This is a genomic window from Planctomycetia bacterium, assembly GCA_015075745.1.
Classification (GTDB): Bacteria; Planctomycetota; Phycisphaerae; order UBA1845; family UTPLA1; genus UTPLA1.
On record JABTTW010000001.1, the window covers coordinates 543,104 to 562,829 of the forward strand.

The window sequence follows — 19,726 nt, forward strand, 5'->3', positions numbered from 1 at the left end:
GTAAGTGTATATATACCAGAGAGTTATGATGATTGCCGGATTGAGCCGGACACCGCGAGAATCTATTTCCGCAAAGCAGACTCCAGCTTCGCCAGGTCGCGCTCGATTTTGGAGGCGAGTCGCGTCCGACCCGCTTTTTGGGCTGCCTCAAGCGCTGTCCTTGCGGTGTCTATCGCCTCGGTCGGGCGTCCCTGTCGAACGTAGGCTTCGGCGAGGGTGTAGAGATAGCGAGGATCGACTTCCTTCATCTCGGAACAGACGCGTTCCATTCGCGCAACCGCCTCACCGACGCGCGAAGCATCGCCGTGAGCCGGATCGATGAGAATCTGAACCAGGGCATTGGTCAGATCGGGATGATCGGGGTTCGCGACGAGGCCTGCTTCCAGAAGCGAGAGCGCCTCGGGCAGCTTTCCGTCCTTCGCAAGCAGACCGGCCAGTGCCGCGCGGACGGCGATCAACTCCGGCCGTTCATCGAGCTTCTGTCGCATCAGAACCGTCGCCTCAAGACCGTGGCCGACGCGCTGCATGGCCTCTACCAGCGGCTCGACCGTTTCAATGTCCGCGGGCATCAGCTCAAAGGCGGCGCGGAGTTCTCGAATGGCCTCTTCGGTTCTTCCACTGACCAGCAACAGTCGGCCGAGCTCGGCGATGATGGCCGCCTTTGACGACGTGGACTCTATGGCCCGACGATAGACCGCGACGGCCTGCTCGGTATCCTTCATGTTCATGTGACATCGGGCAAGCGTGACGAGATTCATCGTCACGTCGGGGTGAATCGCCAGGGCCCGCTCCAGCGAGGACTGGGCCAGGAAATACTGTCCTTCGCGGTAATAGAGGTCCGCCAGTTTGTGATGTGCGGCGTAGAAGTCGGGATGTTCGGCGGCGAGCGCCTCCAGCCTGGCAATGGCGATCGGCCGGTCCTCGATCGACTTGATGTCCATGGCTACTTCGAGTTCGTTAATGAGCGGCATGATGTCTTTGGGATTGGGCATCGGACCGGAGCCGGACGACGAGGTCAGTCCGGAGCCCACGTAACCGAGCGCTGCAAGTTTTTCGGCATCTTCCCCGGCAAGCTGGACCGTGCCCTGCACGCTTGAGGCCTTGTCCAGGTCGACGCCGAAGTACGCCTGAAGCTGGGCGTGCAGTTTCGCGGCAGCCTGCGGATCGGTCTGTGCGATGTCATTGGCTTCGTCCTCGTCCGAGCGCAGGTCGTATAGCTCCGGGATCGGCGCGTAGACGTACTTCTTCCCGTCGACGCGCACCGAGAGCAGCGGCGCGAGTCCATATTGATTGAACCCCTCGGCAGTCTCTCCATAGATGGGCCGGCCGGCGTCCCAGTTCGAGCAAAGATTCACGCCCTCTACGGCAGCAGGCGCAGGGACCCCCAGCATGAAGGCCAGCGTCGGCAGGACATCCACGATGCACACTTCACGACCGACATGGAGCTTCGGCGGTATCTTTCCCGGGCAATTCATCAGCATCGGGACGTGCATGGTCGGCTCGTAAAGCAGCAGACCGTGGGTCCATTCGCGGTGCTGGCCGCGGCCCTCGCCGTGATCGCCGACGACGACGATGAGCGTCTTTTCCTGTAACGCCGACGCCTTCAAATGGTCCGTCAAGCGGCGAACCTGCGAGTCGATGAAGGCAATCTCGCCGTGATACGGATTGTCGACGTATTTCTCTTCGAAGCCGGGCTTCAATTCATAAGGCGCATGGGCGTCGTAATAGTGAACCCAGAGAAAGAACTTGCCCGACTGATGCGCCTTGAGCCAGCCAAGGGCCAGGTCAGTCGTGATATCGCCGCGCCGTTCCGCCTCGCGATGTATGGGTGCGTCATCAAACCTCTCGGTCTCATCGTCGTAGGTGGTAAACCCCTGGGCAACGCCGAACCCCTTGGCCAGAACAAAGGCAGATACGTAGGCCGCGGTCTGGTAGCCATGGGCCCCGAGAATCTCGGCCATCGTTTCGTGTTCAGGAGAAAGGCGAGTCTGCCCGTTCATGCGCGCCCCGTGATGAAACGGATACAGGCCTGTCAGAATGGATGAATGCGAAGGCAGCGTGGTCGGTGACGTGGTGATGGCCCGCGAGAAAATCACACCGCCGGTGGCCAGTTCGTCGAGCGCGGGCGTCTTGACGGCTGAATTACCGTAGTATCCGAGGCGGTCGCCCCGTGTCGTGTCCATCGTGATGAGGAGGACATTGAGGTCCTTCAGCGCAGCCGCGCTCACAGGAACGGTATCCACGGTCTGTGTGCCGGCCGGGAGACGCAGCGGGACGGTCTCCTCCGCGGACATGGCGAGCATCCATTCGGGGTGGTTCTTCTCGACCCAACGGATGGCGTAGGAGCCTGCCGCCGCGAGGATGAAGCCGATGCCGATGACCCATTGCCACCATGCGCGGCCGCCACGGCGGGGCCTGGGTGAGTCCTGGTCTTGTACGGGTGGAACATCAGACACGGACGAAAACCCTCCGCGACAAGCCGAAGCTGCCGAACGTCGCAATCAGATTAGCGGATGAACCTGAGGGCGTCACTCTCGAACCGGCTGCTCCTTGCGATAGAGCTCGATGTGGGCGGTGGTTTCCGCGTCCACGTTGCTGATGCCGTGCTCGGATGCCATCTGCTGGGCGCGCTGGGCCGTGTCGATTGCCTTGTCGAAGTCTCCGATCTCGGCGTAGGCGGCGCTGAGCGTGTCCAGGAAGATCGGGTTGTCATCCTCGGCAATGACGCTGGCCTTCCGGGCGAGCTCGACCGCCTTTGAGCCGTCGCGAAGTTGTGACTGTTTCGACGTCGCCAATCGCCAGGCCAGGTCATTGAGCACATGGGGATCGTGATCGCAAGTGGCGAGGGCCTTCTGAAGAATCTCGATCGCCTTCTGCTCGTCTTTGAGTCGAGCGGCCAGGCTTGACGCCGCGCGGAAGGCTTCGCACTGATCCGGCCACTTGGTGATGGTTTCCAGCCTTACCTTGAGCGATTCCTCAAGCTGACCGTCCGCCTCCAACGCATCCGCGAGTCTCAGAAATGCCCGATGGTCATCGGGGCCCAGTTTGACGCCCTCGCGCAGCTCAACGATGGCCTCCTTGCGTTTGCCCTGCGCCAATAGGCCGCCGGCAAGAACAATTCTCGCGTCTGAACTGTTCGGATTGAGCTCGACAATCTTCTCGTGGAGCTTGCCGGCCCCTCTCAGGTCCCCTTTCGCGATCAGACAGACAGCCTTCTGAAAATACAGGATCGGCTCATTCGGCAGTTTCTCCAGGGCTTCGTCGAGATATCGAATTGCGACGTCGACACCCTTTTTGTCACGCAGGGCGATCGCGATTGCGGCGTGCGCCCGGATCATCTTCGGCTCGATCGAGAGCGCCTTCTTGAAGGCGGCGATGGCCTGGTCGGTCTCGCCCTTCTGAACCAGTACCGCACCCTGCTGAAAATAGACGGGAGCATCCTCGGGGTTGAGACGCGCCGCCTTGTCCAACTCAGCCAGAGACTCGTCGTATCTCTGTAGGATGCCCAGCGCTACACCGAGCTGGAACGCAATCGCGGCGTCGTCGGGCTTGAGTTCCGCCGCGGATCGAAACACCTTCTCGGCCTCGCCATACTTGCGAAGCTGAAACAAGACGAGTCCGAGCTTTCGCAGTTCGTCCGGCGCTTCGGGCTCCAGCCTGACACATTCCCGGAATGCCGTCTCCGCCTCCGTCCATTTTTTTTGCCAGACGAAGGCGTTGCCCAGAGAGGAAATGGCCAGGCAGTTCTCCGGATTGTCGAGGATAAACCGCTTCAACTCCCGTTCCGCGTCCTCATAGCGCCCAAAACGCAGCGCCCCCAGGCCCGACGATAACAACTCAATCGACTCGATGTGATCGTGAGGGTTCTCGCCGGACGGCTCGAAATTATCCAGTTCGTTGCCGTCCGCGAAGCCGGCCAGGTCGGTCACCGATGCAACGTAACCCAATGCCCGCAGTTGCTCGAGGTCCTGAGGGTTCGTCGTGATGACACCCGCGCCCGTTCCGCCGGGCGGCGACGGAGAGCCGGCGATCAAATCCCACATCTCCTGCCGAAGCGCCATGGCTCGATCGCTGTCAGCCTTGTTGCGATTGAAAACTTCGAGCGGATCTTCGCGGACGTAGTAAAGCTCCGACTTGGGCGCCAGGATGTACTTCCAATCGCCGGTGCGGATCGCCCGAAGCGGCGAATAGTTGTACATCGTCTTGGGAGAGATGGTGTCGGCATAGCAGGTCAAATCGCACTTGAGCCCCGGATCCGCCACGAAAGGCAGGAGGCTGCTGCCTTGCATCTGCGCCGATCGATGGGCTTTTAGGCCCACAAACTCCAGGATCGTATCCGCGAGGTCGACCAGGCGCACCTGTGATTCCACGACCAATCCTGCTGGAATGGTGCCGGGGCAGCGCATCACCAACGGTACATGCAGCGTGCTGTCATAAAGGAAAACCGAGTGCGTGTACTCGCCGTGCTGTCCCCGACCTTCGCCGTGGTCCGAGGTGAAGATCACCAATGTATCTTCGCCCATCCCGAGTTCGTCCAGCTCGGAGATTAACCGGCCGAATTGGTCATCGAAGTAGGCGATCTCCGCGAAGTACGGATCGGTGTACTGCTTCGCAAACTCCAACGGGGCCTCTTGCGGCCAATGCGGATCGTAGTAATGAAGCCACATGAAAAAGGGCTTGTCGCTGCCTTTGAACGCTCTTAATTGCGCAATGCCGTGATCCGTGATGTCGCCGGCCTTTCGGTCCAGCTCGGCCAGGGCCGGCGCGACCGGCAGGTCCTTTTGCAGGTCCTTCGAATCATCGAGCCGCAGGTCCTCGGCGCCGAGCATCCTGCCCTTGGGGACTTCTTCTTCCACGTGTCCGTAGTGATCGAATCCCTGATTCAATCCATACTTGGGATTGAGAATGACCGTGGCGACTTCGGCCGCCGTCTGGTATCCCGCCTCCTTGAAGATTTCCGCGAGCGTGACGTTCGGCTCGGCCAGCGAAAACATTCCGTTGTCACGGGCGCCGTGCACATACTGGTATGAGCCGGTCATCATGGTCGAGTGCGAAACCAAAGTCAGCGGCGCGGAGGATATGCAGGTCTTGAAGAGAATGCCCTGGGCCGCGAATCGATCGATATGCGGCGTCTTAACCACCGGATGACCATAACACCCCAGGTGGTCCGCCCGGGTTGTATCCGCGTCGACAAAGAGAACGTTCATCCCCTTGCGGCCCGTGACTCGCCTCAGATCGGGATCGTCCAATCTCGATCCGATCTGTTTTTGCGTCGTCGCCGGTGGAGCTTCGGGCTCCGACGCGCGCTTGCAGCCGGGGACCGTCGCCGAATAGACCAACAATGCACTCACGATCGCCGCACGGACTTTGGTCTCGACCGCATGGGTCATTCGCTTCGGAATGTACTGATTGGACAGGTTCGTCATGAAAAAATCCGGTTATTGTTCATGTCCTTGCGGAGATTCGCGCCCCCACTACGCTAATTCTCCGATGAAGGTGCGGATTCGGTCGGCGCGGACGTCGGTAGATTCGACGGGTAGGGACTCATCGGAGTTAGGCCGAGGGCAAGGTCGCTTCGATACTTTACCAGTTCGTCCTCCAACTGCTGAATCAGGCGCGTCGCCTTCTTCTCTTTGGCAAGCTCCAACGCCCGTTCGGCGACCTGAACCGCCTCCTGCGGGCGACGCATGCTCGCATAGACCATCGCGAGGGTGCGCATGTAGGCCGGCTGCGTATAGTTCGATTCCTGGCATCGCTGCTCCATCAGCAGGCTCGCTTCGGTCATCAGCAGCGGCGACTCGCCGGCGCAACGCACCAGGGCAAAGGCGAGATTGTTCACCAACTCCGGAATCTCAGGATGGCGCTGAATGCCTTCTCGAATCAGGGCGACCGACCTTTCACACTCCCCCTTTTCCAGTAACACCCCGGCCAGGGCATTTCGCACTGCGACGGCGCTGGGATTCTTCTTGATTCGGTCTTCCAGAAAACGGATCGCGTCGTCGAGGCGATCCGCCCGTTTCATCGCGTTGGCCAATAGATCGACGACCGGCTGATCGGTCGGTCGAACAATGCAGGCCTTCAGGAGAAGGTCCGCGGCCTTGCGAGGCTGATTGTGCGTGAGGTACAGGTGACCAAGACCTGCCAGCGCATCAAAATAATCCGGGCATTTCTTGATCGTCCGCTCATAGTAATCGATAGCCTCCTCCACCCGATTCTGTTTCGCGGCCAGCCATGCAAGCGTGACGAGCGTCTCAGGAATTTCCGGATGTAATTCCAGGGCGATTTTCAACTCGGCCTCCGCCCCCGCGAAGTTGTCGGCCTCAAGATATGACACCGCCAGCCACCGATGGGCCATGAAAAAGTCAGGCGCCTCCGCGATCACCTTCTGGAGTCGATCGATCACGTCCTGAGCCGTTTCGTCCTCACCGCGAATGATCGCGGTCTCCACTTTGGTCACGAGACCCAGCATATCCTTGGGGTTCGGCAGAACTGCGAGATCCGGCGCAGAGGTGACGCCGCTTACGGAGTATCCCAGGCTTCGGAGCATCTCAAGATCGCCCGGGCTTAACTGCTCCGATGGGCGCTCCTGTGCAGCCGATGCGAGGTCGTCGCCGTAAACCCGCTGAAGTAACTCCCTCATCCGTTCCGCCTCTTCCGGCATGGACGCGAAGAGATCGTTGGCCTCGTAGGGATCGTTCTTCAAGTTATAAAGCTCGGGCTGCGGCCCGTAGATGTATTTGAGATCGCCCTCTCGAATGGCGATCAATGGTGCGAATGCCTGCTGAATAAGGCCCTCCAGCGTGTCCATCATCGTGACGCGGGGCGCATCCGGCGCCTTCTGCGTCAGATCCAGTCCGTCGCATCTCTTAATGGCCGGCATGCCCAGGAGCGACAGCACGGTCGGCGCGAGATCGACCAGGCTGACGGTACGATCGACATGTACGCCTCCGCCAAGACGTTTCCCGCAACTCATGATCAACGGCACGTGCAGTGTGCCGTCGTACAACAAGAAGCCGTGCGTCAATTCTCCGTGCTGGCCAAGTCCCTGGCCGTGATCTCCCACCACGACGACGAGCGTGTTGTCGCGAACTTCCGACTCCTCAAGAAAATCCAAAAGCCTGCCCAATTCAGAATCGACGTAGGCAATTTCGCCGTCGTACGGCAATGACTCGTATTCCTGAGCATAGGGCTCAGGCGGCCGATAGGGCTGGTGAGGGTCGAAGTAGTGCACCCAGTAGAAAAAGGGCTTTCCCTTGCGAAGCTTGATCCAATCAATCGCGGCGTTCGTCGCGTTCTTTGCGATCCGCTCGGACTCGAACAACTCATGCGTCCCCGCGGCCGGCGGAAGGTCGTCGTTGTAGGTGTCAAACCCCCGAGCCAGACCGAATCGCGAATCGAGCACAAATGCCGAGATCACCGCTCCGGTTGCGTAGCCCGAATCGGACATGATCTGCGCAAGTGTCGGGTGCTTTTCGCTCAGGCGGTACACGCTGTTGGCGCGAGCGCCGTGGTGAATCGGATAGAGCCCGGTCATCATGGTCGAGTGCGACGGCAACGTGGTGGGACCGGCACTGTAGGCCTTGGTAAACAAGACGCCGTCTCGCGCCAGTCCGTCTATCACGGGCGTCTTGATATTGGGGTTTCCGTAACAGCCCAGCCGATCGGCGCGGGTTGTGTCGAGCGTGACCAGCAAGACGTTGGCGCCGGCCAATTCGCCTTTCGCGCTGGGGATCGTTTCGGCGGGCTTCAGCTCCTTGGGCAACTGAAGCGGAATCGGTTGCACCGGCTCATACAACAGTGCAAAGGTCGCGGGAGAATACCAGGCAACTACGCGTATCACCAAGAGTACGGCGGCCGTCCCAAGTAGTCCGAGGCTTATGACCCATTGCCACCAGGCACGGGGGCGACGCTGCACCACCGCTGACGAATTTGTCGACGGAGACTCTGCCATTTCAACTACCTCTTATTGCTATCAGGTCCCCGCTCTCATCGAATTATCGGCTATTTTGCAACAGACGATGGACGAAGACCAACCTGGGCAAATCGAAGACTCAAACCCTCTCGGTCGGATTCGCCCCCCCGCATCTTGAGTAGATCTGTGATCCGTGTCACCTATGGCCTCGAGCAACATCAAACCCGAGGCCGCCAAATCGGCATGCGCCGAAACTCATCCCATGTGAAAATTAACCGCTTTCACGGTCCGTAGCAAATCCTGAAGGAACCTGGGAACCTGGGAGCATGGGAACCTGAGAGCCTGGCAAGCCGACCGGTGGTCGGCAGACTTGGTAGGTAAGCAGGGACGGAATGCGTTCAGTTCTCCCTAAAAAGGTCACCAAAAAAGAAACCCCGCTTCTCGCCTGAATCAGCGAAAAGCGGGGTCTGAAAGTCTCTTAACCACCTTCAGTACGAATCGATCAAAGCTTCACGATCCGCGAACTGAGACGGTATTGAACTTCAATTAGGCCTTGCGGCGTCGCAGAGCGAGGAGACCACCGATGGCCAGAATGCCGATCGTGGCCGGCTCAGGCACGCCCTGCAGGGTGAAGTTCATGTGACCGGAAGCGATCGGGGTCGAAATCGGGCTGCCGGGGGTGAACCCGAACTGACCGAAAGTCTGGGCCGAACCGCGGAAGCGAGCGTTCTGAGCCACGCCACCCGTGGAGGTCGGGGCATCGCCGTTCATCTGGCCGCCGGGGCCGCCGAACATCTGCGTGGCTGCACCACCACCGCCACCGAAGGCAACGGCCATCCAGAAATTGCCGCTCGCGGGAACAGCAATCTGCGGGAAACCGAAGCCACCGATGTAGAAGCCGACGCCAACGGTCGGATAGGCAAAGGCCGCGATCGTTGCGCCGATCGAGGTCCAGTTGCCGCCCGGGTTGGTGAAGAACGCAATAGTCACCGGCTGGTCGGTCTGAGTCGCATTAGGGGTGTTGTACCACAGGAGCTGGGCACCGGAAATCGCCGTGTAGTTAGGGGCGAGCGTGACATCGTTCAGGAGGAACGCGCCAGGCGCCATGTAAGGGGACGCGCCAGGAAGATAGCTGGCCGGACCGTCAAGGCCGAACTGTCCCAGCATGTGGTCAAAGGCATTCGCCGGGCTGTTCTGCAGGTAGCCGAGCAGCGTGCCGCGAGGAACCACTGGGTTGACCTTCGAATTCATGTTGGCCTGCTGGACAAAGCTGCTGTCCAGGACCGTCGGGTTCAGCGGTGAGATTCCCGCGAACGCCGGTGCGGCAACCATGCCGACCAAAGCTACCACCATCAATACCTTCTTCATAACTCGTTCCTCCCGTTCCTTTCTCGCATTTTGGAACAACTCTCGACCTTCACCCTCCCAGGCCATCCGGCGGCCGATACTGGAGACGATCGAATTTGACTGTCCTTAAATGCTGTTTAAAACTCCTGTTCCCATTCACTACAAAATCTTATTCTGATTTGCTGAGTCGATTCGAGGCAAATTTGAATCAGACGGGCTGTATGCCGGATTCGCTGGCGCCTGCTTCTTCCTCGGTTTCCCTCGCTCCGCAATCAAAAACTGCTTCGGGCACCCGGCTCAGACTGAGCCTTTAGGATGTGCCCTCCTACGTACCCCATCTGTTCTACCAGAATTGGCTCATCGAAGTCAAGCTATGCAGGGCACAACATTAATATTCTTTGAACATTCTCTGTCCTAAAATCATCTGTGATATCGGACCCAACCTGCCGAACATCACTGGGCACTCTACGAAAACGCCTGCCGTAAACATCTTCGTTGCATGCCTTTATGTGAGGCGGTCTGAATCCGATACGCCTCCGAAACCGCAGTCCCGATTGGACCCGCAGTTGACGCAATTCCTGCGGCCGGAAAGAAATCTTTAGGAGGCGATGCTCGGTCGATCCCTGATGGCTCTCGGACTCAACAGGACGGGTGAGGTATGAGCCGGATCCGGGATGGTGGACGGTGCTTTATCAGAATTGATAATGCAAATAGGCACCAACTATTGAGCCACATGGCAACATGTCAGAAACAGGGATTCCTCGCTCGCTCAGACATGCCCCGATCGACTCATCGGATTCCCCCCGGACGTGCTAAGATCACCCGCTAATAAGAATGGTCACCGACAAATTGCAAATCGTCTCGCCCTTAAAGCCCGGCGGGGATCAGCCTCGGGCAATCGAGCAACTCGCCGACGGGTTTCTCTCCTCCAAAAAGCGATTTCAGACGCTGCTGGGTGTCACCGGCTCCGGCAAGACATTTACGATGGCCCATGTCATCGAGAAGCTGAACCGCCCGACGCTCATTATCTCGCATAACAAAACGCTCGCGGCCCAGCTCTACGAGGAATTCCGGGAGCTCTTTCCCAATAACGCCGTCGAGTTTTTCGTCAGTTATTACGACTACTACCAGCCCGAGGCCTACATCCCCGCCCGGGACATCTATATTGAGAAGGATTCATCCCGCAATGACGATCTGGACCGGCTCCGCCTCGCCGCAACCAGTGCCGTGGTCAGCCGTCGCGATGTCATCGTTGTGGCCAGCGTCTCCTGCATCTTCGGCCTCGGCTCGCCGGACGAGTACAAGGCCAGCGTCATCAACATCCAGACCGGCATGACCCTCCCACGCGACGAATTGCTCAAGAAATTCGTCAATCTGCAATACAACCGGAATGACTTGGCGCTGGACCGTGCCACCTTTCGGGTCCGCGGCGACGTCGTCGAGCTGCATCCGGCCTACGAGGAATTCGCCTATCGAATCGAGATGTTCGGCGATGAAATCGACAAGCTGACCACCATCAATCCGCTTACCGGCGCAACCATTGAGACCCACTCGCAGCTCTATATCTATCCAGCCGTCCACTACGTCCTGGCCGAAGAACGCATCGAGGGCGCCGTTAAAAGCATCCGTGAGGAACTTGACCAGCGACTCGACTACTTCCGTCGCCAGGGCAAACTGCTGGAGGCCCAGCGCCTCGCGGCCCGTACGAAGTACGACATCGAAATGATCACCGAGGTCGGGTACTGCTCCGGCATCGAGAACTATTCCCGGCATCTCGTCGGCTCCCAGCCGGGCGCCAAGCCTTACACCCTGGTCGATTACTTCCCTTCGGACTTCCTGTTCATCGTCGACGAGTCGCACGCCACGATTCCGCAGATCGGCGCGATGTACAACGGCGATCGGGCACGCAAGGAAGTGCTGGTCGAGCACGGGTTCCGTCTGCCCAGCGCCCTCGATAACCGGCCGATGAAGTTTGAGGAATTCGAGGCAATGTGGGGTCAGACGCTGTTCGTCTCGGCGACGCCCGGCCCCTATGAACTGCGAAAGACCGGCGGCGAAGTGGTCGAACAGGTCATCCGCCCCACCGGCCTGTTGGACCCGGTGATCAGCGTGCGGCCGGCGCGGGGACAGGTGCCGGACCTTTTGCACGAGATTCAGGTCCGCGCCGCCGCTGGCCAGCGAACCCTCGTCACCACGCTCACCAAGCGCCTCGCCGAAGACCTCGCCGGCTACATCCAGCAGACGGGTATCAAGGGCGCGTACCTGCACAGCGAGATCGACACGCTGGAGCGCGTGCAGATTCTTCGCGAGCTGCGCGATGGAAAATACGATTGCCTCGTCGGCGTGAACCTGCTGCGCGAGGGGCTGGACCTGCCCGAAGTTTCGCTCGTGGCCATTCTCGATGCGGACAAGGAGGGGTTCCTGAGAAGCGCGACGAGCCTGATTCAGACGATCGGCCGCTGCGCTCGCAACGTCAACGCGGAGGTGTATTTTTATGCCGACAAGATCACCCCCGCCATGCAACAAACCATGGACGAGACCACCCGGCGACGCAGCATACAGGAAGCCTACAACCGCGAGCACGGCATTACCCCCGAGACGATCAAGAAGGCGATTCGCCGGGGCCTTGAAGACCAAATCATCGCCCGAAAGACGGCACAGGAGGCCATCCACGCCGACGATGACACTTTTGACCTGAGCGAGACGTTGCTCCAGTTGGAGCAGCAGATGCTCGCCGCCGCCGAAGCGCTCGACTTTGAAAGCGCGGCGAGACTGCGCGATCGGATCAAGGACCTGCGCGAGTCCCCCACGCTGAAAATCCACGGTACAACCAAACCGGAAAATGATTCAACGACGGCCCAATCCCCTGGAAAAAGGCCGCGCCGAGAGGCGTCCCGCGGCCCCAAACCGCGCGGCCATTGAAGGCGGCAAGGTGTCGCATCCACCATGTCGCCGCCCGACATGCGGCCAAAGGCGGCCCACATTCAGCGCAAGTCACGAAGAGGCATACAGTTGAGTCGGTCGCAATTCCTTGACACGCCCGAGGTTCCCGTCTAGATTGTTCGGCTCGGCTTTTGTGCATGTTTTGAGGAAATGCTTGAAAGTCGGGTTTGACCCGCGCCCAGGTCGTTGCGGCGAGAAATCGCCACTGCCTTAGGCGCCTTGTTCATCCAAGGCAGGTGTAGTCATGCTTCCGGCCAGACGTTCCAGTAAATCCATGAAAAGGTCCCGCAGGTCGCATCATGCCCTGCGCGCCGTGAATACGACTGCCTGCCCCAAGTGCGGCACGTCAAAACTCCCGCACCGCGCCTGCGCGAATTGCGGATATCACACCGCGAAAATCTCCCTCAAGATCGAGACTGAGGAGTCGTAACACCGCCATGCGGATCGCGATCGACGCCATGGGAGGTGACTACGCGCCCGCGCAAATCGTTCGCGGCGCCGTGGAGGGCTTGCAGTTTCTCACCGATGAGGACGAGATCGTCCTTATCGGGCGCGAGGACGCCATCCAGGCTCATCTGCCCCCCGAGGGGAAATCCAACCCGCGCATCAAGATTCATCACTGCTCCGAAGTCATCGAGATGGACGACTCGCCGGTCGAGGCGCTTCGCCAGAAGAAAAACTCCTCCATCATGATCATGGCCAAGCTGGCCGCCGAGCGCCAGGTCGATGCGGTCATCAGCGCCGGAAACACCGGGGCCTGCGCCGCCGCCTGTCAGCTCAAGATGAGAACGCTCGGCGGTGTTCAGCGGCCGGGCATCGCCGTCGTCCTGCCTTCGTTCCACGGGCCGCTGACCGTCTGCGACGTCGGCGCCAATGTCGCTCCGAAGGCCCATCATCTCCTTCAATACGCCCAAATGGCCTCCGCCTATGCGGAGAAGATTCTCAACATCGAGCGCCCCCGCGTCGCCTTGCTCTCCATTGGCAGTGAGGAAGTCAAAGGCAGCCCGCTCGTCAAGCAGACTCACGAACTGCTCAAGCGCGACCCCTCCGTCAATTTCGTGGGCAACGTCGAGGGCCGCGACCTCTTCTCCGGCGCCTGCGAGGTGGCGGTGAGTGACGGCTTCGTCGGAAATGTCGTCCTCAAGCTCACCGAGGGCCTTTCCGAAGGCATCTTCAAGACCATCGCGCGCGAAATCGCCGACGAAAGCCCCGAACTGGCCAAGCGTTTCGAGCCCCTTGTCAAGGCCATCTGGGCCCGGCATGATTACAGCGAATTCGGCGGGGCCCCGCTGCTTGGCGTCGACGGCATTTGCATCATCTGCCATGGCAGCAGCGACGCACGCGCCATCAAGAACGCGGTCCGCGTCGCCACGCAATACCACAAGAGCAACCTCAACGAAGTCATCCTCAGCCGATTGACGGAGGAAGCCCCTGATGCCTGAACCTCTCGGATTGCGAATTTCCGGTTCAGGCCGCTCTCTGCCCAGCCGAGTTCTCACCAACCAGTTTTTTGTCGATCGACTTGATACGACCGACGCGTGGATCCGCGAGCGCACGGGAATCGCCGAGCGCCGCGTTGTCTCTGAAGAAGAGTCCACGGCCACCCTTGCCACGGACGCCGCCCGCAAGGCCCTCAAGAACGCCAAGCTGACCCCGGCCGACATCGATCTCATCATCGTCGCCACGATCACGCCGGAGTGCCCCTTTCCGTCGACCGCCTGCTTTGTTCAACAGGCACTCGGCGGTCCGCCCGTACCGGCTTTCGATCTGGCCGCCGCGTGCAGCGGGTTCATTTATGGCTTCGTCATGGCGAGTCACCTTCTGCGAGCCGGCAGCCCCTATAAGAACATTTTGCTGATCGGTGCGGAGACCATGTCCCGCATCACCGACTACGAAGACCGAAGCACCTGCATCCTCTTCGGCGATGGCGCGGCCGCGCTGATCCTTTCGGCGACCGACGAGCCCGAGAAGCACACCCTGCTGCATCACCGAATCGAGGCCGAAGGCACCGGCCTTTCCATGCTTGCCGTCCCCGCCGGCGGCTCGAAGCTGCCCGCTTCCAGGATGACCGTCGATGAAAAACTCCACTACGTCAAAATGCAGGGCCGCGAAGTTTACAAGCTCGCCGTCAAACGCAATCTGGAATTGATCGATTCCACCCTTGCCGAGGCCGGCGTGAAGGCCGACGACATCGCCCTGGTCATTCCCCACCAGTCGAATCTGCGAATCATCGAATCGGCCCGGCTGCGACTCGGCCTCCCTCAGGACAGGATATTCACAAATATCCAGAAATACGGTAATACTTCGGCGGCCTCGATCCCGATCGGCATCGACGAGTGCCGCGAGACCGGGCGAATCAAGGAGGGCGACCTGGTTTTGCTGGTCGCCTTCGGCGCCGGCCTCACCTGGGGATCGGCGCTCCTGCGAATCTGAGTCGGGTCGGGTTTCATCAACATATTTAGGGTTGAGCAGTGGGAAAGACAGCGATCATTTTTCCGGGCCAGGGCGCACAGCAAGTCGGCATGTGCAAGGACGTCTACGACGCCTCGGCGGAGGCGCGCGGTGTCTTTGATGAGGCCAACAGCATCCTCGGCCTCGACCTGACCAAGTTGTGCCATGAAGGCCCGGCCGATCGACTCGACGCGACGGATATGTCGCAGCCTGCCATCTTTGTGACTTCGGTCGCGGTTTGGCGTGCCCTGGAGGCGCAGGGGGTTGCGGCCGAGCTTCAGCCCTCGGCGATGGCCGGCCTGAGTCTCGGCGAATACTCCGCATTGCACGTCGCCGGTTGGCTGACGTTCCAGGACGCCCTCACCCTCGTAGCTCGGCGCGGCAAGCTGATGCAGGCGGCCGCTGAGACTTCCTCCGGCGGCATGGTCTCCATCATGGGGCTCGACAACGAGCAGACCCTCCGGCTTTGTGAGGAGGCAGCCGGTGGTGAGGTCCTGACCCCTGCCAATTACAACTGCCCCGGGCAAATCGTGATTTCCGGTACCAAGGCGGCCTGCGAAAGAGCCGTCAATATGGCTGAAGAGCATGGCGGTCGGGCCGTGGCCCTGAATGTGGCCGGGGCCTTCCATTCAGCACTTATGGGACCGGCGGTCGATGGCCTCACCGAGGCCCTACAATCCGCGAAAATAACCCCTGGACGAATTCCTGTGGTCGCAAACGTCTCTGCTGGCTATCATGGCGACCCTGACAGTGTCCGGGCTTCCCTTCGGGAGCAGGTGGCAAAACCCATCCGGTGGCAGGCCTCGATTGAGAGGCTGATCGCCGAGGGCTTCGACCGCTTCGCCGAAGTCGGTCCGGGCAGAGTCCTGACCGGCTTGATGAGAAAGATCAACCGGACCGTAAAGGCCGTGAATTATTCGACGGCGGCAGCGCTCACCGGAGCGACGGTTTAGAGAAAACTCCAGGATCACCATCCGGCCTCCGAAGGGGCGCTCGATGGCGGAAGGATGCAGCGACTGTATGGCGGAACTGGTTGACCGAGTTGCAATAGTAACGGGCGGTTCTCGCGGGATCGGCCGTGCCACGAGCCTGGCCCTGGCGCGCCAGGGGGCAACCGTCATTGCCTGCGCTCGAAACCCCGAAAAGCTGGGCACCCTCTCAGCCGAGGCGGCCGATCAACGGTGCCTGGGCAAGATCGTGACGCGCCCGTTCGACGTGACCGAGAGCGCCAAGACCGAGAAGTGGGTCGACGATCTGGCGACCGAGTTTGGGCGTATCGATATTCTCGTCAACAATGCCGGCATCACGCGCGACGGCCTCATCATGAACATGTCCGACGAACAGTTCGATGACGTCATCGCCACGAATTTGCGCAGCGTCTTTCAGTTGACGCGCGCCGTCGCTAAACATATGGTCCGTGCCAGGTGGGGACGCATCGTCAATCTGACGAGCATCTCCGGCATCATGGGTAATCCCGGCCAGTCGAATTACGCGGCCAGCAAGGCCGGCGTCATCGGCCTGACCAAGTCCGTCGCCAAGGAGCTTTCCCGCCGGGGCGTGACCTGTAACGCCGTCGCGCCCGGCTTCATCAAGACCGACATGACAAACGTCCTTTCGGAGAAGGTACGAGAGCAGGTCCGGCCGCTGATCCCGCTGCAACGGTTCGGCGAGCCCGAGGAAGTCGCCGCGGCGATTGCTTTCCTTGCCTCCTCCGCCTCAGGCTACATCACCGGCCAGGTTCTGGTGGTCGATGGCGGCCTGCATATGTGACCCTTTTCGTCGGTCGGTGTCCCCGCTATTCTCGGGGCCGATTTCGACCTTGCAAGTGTGTGAGAATGGATCAGCCGCGGCAAACAGTTGCCGGGCATGTAAGACAGGAGAATCATGTGGTGGCGGCAACCAGCGAAGAGATCAAAGAAAAGGTCATTAAGATCGTTAGTGAGCAGATGGGCGTGGAAAAGTCCGAGATCACGATGGATACGTCCTTCGTAAACGATCTGAATGCCGATTCGCTCGACACCGTGGAACTCGTCATGGAATTCGAAGATGAATTCGAGCTTTCCATCCCGGATGAGGAGGCCGAAAAGATTCAGACCGTCGGCCATGCGGTCGAGTACATCGGCAAGGCCCAGGGTCAGAAGAAGGAGTAGCTCCCCCACCGCCGCGGCTGTCGATCGGCCCGGCATTTCGAGGACTCTTTGAATGTCTCGACGTCGCATCGTCATTACGGGAATGGGGGTGGTTTCTCCTTTGGGAATCACCGTCGATGGCTTTTGGGAGCGTCTCCTCGCTGGTGAAAGCGGCGTCGGCCCCATTCAGCGTTTTCCTGTCGAAGGATTTGACGTCCGTTTCGGCGGCGAGTGCCGGGAGTTTCAGCCCGAAGCTCATCTCGAACGCAAAGACATCAAGCGGATGGACCGCTTCACCCAGTTGGCCGTCGTCGCGGCGCGGGCCGCCTTCAATGACTGCGGACTGGACAAAGACAAGCTGGACCCGTCGCGCGTCGGCGTCATCACCGGCTCCGGGATCGGCGGCCTGCTCGAAATCGAAGAACAGCACCTCCGCCTGATCGAAAAAGGCCCTTCAAAAGTCTCCGCCTTCACGATTCCCAAGCTCATGGTCAACGCGGCGAGTGGAAGCATTTCGATCATGCTCGGCGCCAAGGGGCCCAACACCGCGGTCGCCACGGCCTGCGCCTCGGCGACCAATGCCATCGGCGACGCCCTCCATGCGATTCGGCGAAACGATGCCGACATCATGGTCACCGGCGGCGCCGAAGCTGCCCTGACGCCCCTGGGCCTCGCCGCATTCGCTTCGATGAAGGCCCTCTCCGAGCGCAACGATGCCCCCGCAAAGGCGTCGCGCCCCTTCGATCGCGACCGCGATGGTTTCGTCATGGGCGAAGGCGCCGGCATGTTCATCTTTGAAGAGCTGGAGCACGCAAAGAAGCGCGGCGCGCGGATCTACGCCGAAATCCTCGGCTACGGCATGAGCGCCGATGCGAACCACATCACCCAGCCCGACGAGCTCGGTCGCGGCGGCGCGGCCGCAATGACTTACGCTCTGAAGGACGCCCAGTTGTCCACCGACCAGGTGGACTACGTCAACGCCCACGGGACCGGCACGCCGCTCGGCGACGTCGCCGAGACCATGGCCATCAAGTCCGTCTTCGGCGATCACGCCAAGCGCCTGCGTATCAGCAGCACCAAGAGCTCGATCGGCCACCTGCTCGGCGCCAGCGGCGGCGTTGAGCTTGTCGCTACCGTCATGGCCCTGGTCAACGGGACCATCTCGCCGACCATCAACCTCGAAAGCCCCGGCGATGGCTGCGACCTCAACTACACCCCGCTAACAGCCCAGGATGCCAAGGTGGAAATCGCCATCAGCAACTCCTTCGGCTTTGGCGGCCATAATGCCTGTGTCGCGGTCTCAAAGCTCTCCTAGCCGCTGCCCGCCTCAAGTTTACCCCCTCCAGAGTCGATAAATCCTAATGATCCCCGTGCGTCCGCTCGCTCTAAACTAGCTTCTCAAAAGACATTACAACCGCGAGGCCGACTGCTCCGCATGTTCACCCAGGATGAGATCGACGCCGTCTTGAGGGATGCCACCACGGCGGTGAGCACCCTCTCAGGCGACATTGATCGACTGGAGAAGCGTGGCGCCCCGAACACGCCACAGGCGCCCGCGGTACGCCCGGCCCAGGCGCCTTCAGAATCGACCGCCCCGCCACGATCGGCCGCCTCGCCCAATCGCCGCGTCCAGCGTATTCTCGGCCTGAAAGTGGTGCTCAATGTCCGCCTCGCCGAGCGTTCCATGCTGACGAGCGACATCCTGCGGATCAGGCCCGGCACCATCCTGGATTTTGAACGAACCGTCGAGGATGAATTGGACCTCATGATTGGTAAGGCACAGATCGGCAGTGGCGTCGCCGTGAAAGTGGGCGAGCATTTTGGCCTGCGCGTTGCCCGCATCGGCAATGTCCGCCAACGGATAGAATTACTCTCCAAGTAGCAGGCGGCCGGCCTGCCGCGGCGGGGAAAAACAAGAGACGTGTAGTTTCATGCGAATCATCGTTGCCGGCGCCGCCGGATTTATTGGATATCACCTTTGCCGCCGTCTGCTCGACGCGGGCCACGAGGTCGTCGGCATCGACAACCTCATCACCGGAAGCCCGAAGAACGCCGAAGACCTCGCGCGGATCAAGGGCTTCACCTACATCCGCCAGGATATCTGCTCGCCACTTCGCATGGAGGGTCCGGTCGATCGCGTCTTCAACCTCGCCTGCCCCGCCTCGCCGGTCGACTTCCACGAGAAGGCCGTCGAGATCATGCTCGCCTGCAGCGTCGGCGTGAAGAACCTGCTGGACCTCTCCCTCGAAAAGCACAGTCTCTTTCTTCAGGCCTCGACCAGCGAATGCTACGGCGACCCGCTCGAGCACCCGCAAAAGGAAACCTATCGCGGCAACGTCAGTTCCATCGGTCCGCGCGCTCCCTATGACGAGGGCAAGCGCTTCGCCGAGGCCATGACCATGACCTATCACCGCCTCCGCTCGGTCTCGACGCGGATGGTGAGAATCTTCAACACCTACGGCCCGCGGATGCGCAGCAACGACGGCCGCGCCCTGCCGAATTTCATCAATCAGGCGCTCGACGGCCAGCCGCTGACCCTGCACGGCGACGGCTCGCAGACTCGGTCGTTTTGCTATGTCGATGATCTCGTCGAGGCGATTCTGCGAACCGCCGACAGCGACTGCCACGAGCCGATCAACATCGGCAACGACGAGGAGATCACCGTCGAGCAGGCCGCTCGCGCCGTCATCGAGCTGACCGGCTCCAAGAGCCGGATGATTTTCACCCAGCGCCCCGTCAACGATCCGGAGCGCCGCCGACCTGATCTGTCTCGCGCCCGTGAATTGCTCGGCTGGGGCCCCACGACGCCCTGGCGCGAAGGGTTCGCCCGCACGATCGAGTACTTTCGCTCCACGCGAGGCTGATCAGCCGCGCCTGTTCGCCATGCGCCTCCTCTCTCGTCAGCCATGAACCGTGGCACTCAACTGATTCCCACTGACGGATT

The 19,726-nt window shown here is 60.5% G+C and carries 14 protein-coding genes; 10 read left to right on the forward strand and 4 right to left on the reverse strand.

Annotated features, from left to right (window positions below; all coding sequences use genetic code 11):
* Positions 1-62: 62 nt before the first annotated feature.
* The 4 genes from HS101_02140 to HS101_02155 form a co-directional block, all read right to left on the reverse strand.
* Complete coding sequence (locus HS101_02140) at positions 63-2,456, reverse strand: sulfatase-like hydrolase/transferase (protein ID MBE7505066.1); 2,394 nt, start codon at positions 2,454-2,456, stop codon at positions 63-65.
* Between the two features lie 72 nt (positions 2,457-2,528).
* A complete protein-coding gene (locus HS101_02145) occupies positions 2,529-5,426 on the reverse strand; it encodes a sulfatase-like hydrolase/transferase (GenBank protein MBE7505067.1) in 2,898 nt (965 codons plus the stop codon).
* 53 nt (positions 5,427-5,479) lie between these two features.
* The gene (locus tag HS101_02150; protein MBE7505068.1) at positions 5,480-7,951 is read right to left on the reverse strand and encodes a sulfatase-like hydrolase/transferase; all 2,472 of its coding nucleotides are present in this window, start codon (positions 7,949-7,951) and stop codon (positions 5,480-5,482) included.
* Between the two features lie 507 nt (positions 7,952-8,458).
* Positions 8,459-9,280, reverse strand: coding sequence for a PEP-CTERM sorting domain-containing protein (locus HS101_02155; protein MBE7505069.1), 822 nt, complete (start codon positions 9,278-9,280; stop codon positions 8,459-8,461).
* An 813-nt stretch (positions 9,281-10,093) separates the two neighbouring features.
* Between HS101_02155 and uvrB the strand changes: the two genes are divergently transcribed.
* From uvrB to HS101_02205, 10 genes are all read left to right on the forward strand, one after another.
* Positions 10,094-12,181, forward strand: coding sequence for an excinuclease ABC subunit UvrB (uvrB, locus tag HS101_02160; protein ID MBE7505070.1), 2,088 nt, complete (start codon positions 10,094-10,096; stop codon positions 12,179-12,181).
* Positions 12,182-12,446: 265 nt separating this feature from the next.
* Positions 12,447-12,632, forward strand: coding sequence for a 50S ribosomal protein L32 (rpmF, locus tag HS101_02165; GenBank protein ID MBE7505071.1), 186 nt, complete (start codon positions 12,447-12,449; stop codon positions 12,630-12,632).
* A gap of 7 nt (positions 12,633-12,639) precedes the next feature.
* On the forward strand, positions 12,640-13,644 hold the full coding sequence (gene plsX, locus HS101_02170) for a phosphate acyltransferase PlsX (protein ID MBE7505072.1): 1,005 nt from the start codon (positions 12,640-12,642) through the stop codon (positions 13,642-13,644).
* Positions 13,637-14,635, forward strand: a complete 999-nt coding sequence (locus HS101_02175) for a ketoacyl-ACP synthase III (protein MBE7505073.1) — start codon at positions 13,637-13,639, stop codon at positions 14,633-14,635. Before plsX ends, HS101_02175 begins: the two co-directional genes overlap by 8 nt.
* A gap of 38 nt (positions 14,636-14,673) precedes the next feature.
* Positions 14,674-15,606 carry an ACP S-malonyltransferase gene (gene fabD, locus HS101_02180; GenBank protein MBE7505074.1) on the forward strand — a complete coding sequence of 311 codons (933 nt, stop codon included), beginning with the start codon at positions 14,674-14,676 and terminating at the stop codon, positions 15,604-15,606.
* A gap of 43 nt (positions 15,607-15,649) precedes the next feature.
* Entirely contained in the window at positions 15,650-16,423 is a 774-nt protein-coding gene (gene fabG, locus HS101_02185) for a 3-oxoacyl-[acyl-carrier-protein] reductase (protein ID MBE7505075.1), read from the forward strand.
* A 65-nt stretch (positions 16,424-16,488) separates the two neighbouring features.
* A complete protein-coding gene (acpP, locus tag HS101_02190; GenBank protein ID MBE7505076.1) occupies positions 16,489-16,803 on the forward strand; it encodes an acyl carrier protein in 315 nt (104 codons plus the stop codon).
* A 52-nt stretch (positions 16,804-16,855) separates the two neighbouring features.
* Positions 16,856-18,097 carry a beta-ketoacyl-ACP synthase II gene (fabF, locus tag HS101_02195; GenBank protein ID MBE7505077.1) on the forward strand — a complete coding sequence of 414 codons (1,242 nt, stop codon included), beginning with the start codon at positions 16,856-16,858 and terminating at the stop codon, positions 18,095-18,097.
* Between the two features lie 120 nt (positions 18,098-18,217).
* A complete protein-coding gene (locus HS101_02200; GenBank protein ID MBE7505078.1) occupies positions 18,218-18,664 on the forward strand; it encodes a FliM/FliN family flagellar motor switch protein in 447 nt (148 codons plus the stop codon).
* 49 nt (positions 18,665-18,713) lie between these two features.
* Positions 18,714-19,646 (forward strand): NAD-dependent epimerase/dehydratase family protein, encoded by a 933-nt coding sequence (locus HS101_02205; protein ID MBE7505079.1) that lies wholly within the window; start codon positions 18,714-18,716, stop codon positions 19,644-19,646.
* The last annotated feature ends 80 nt before the right edge of the window (positions 19,647-19,726 follow it).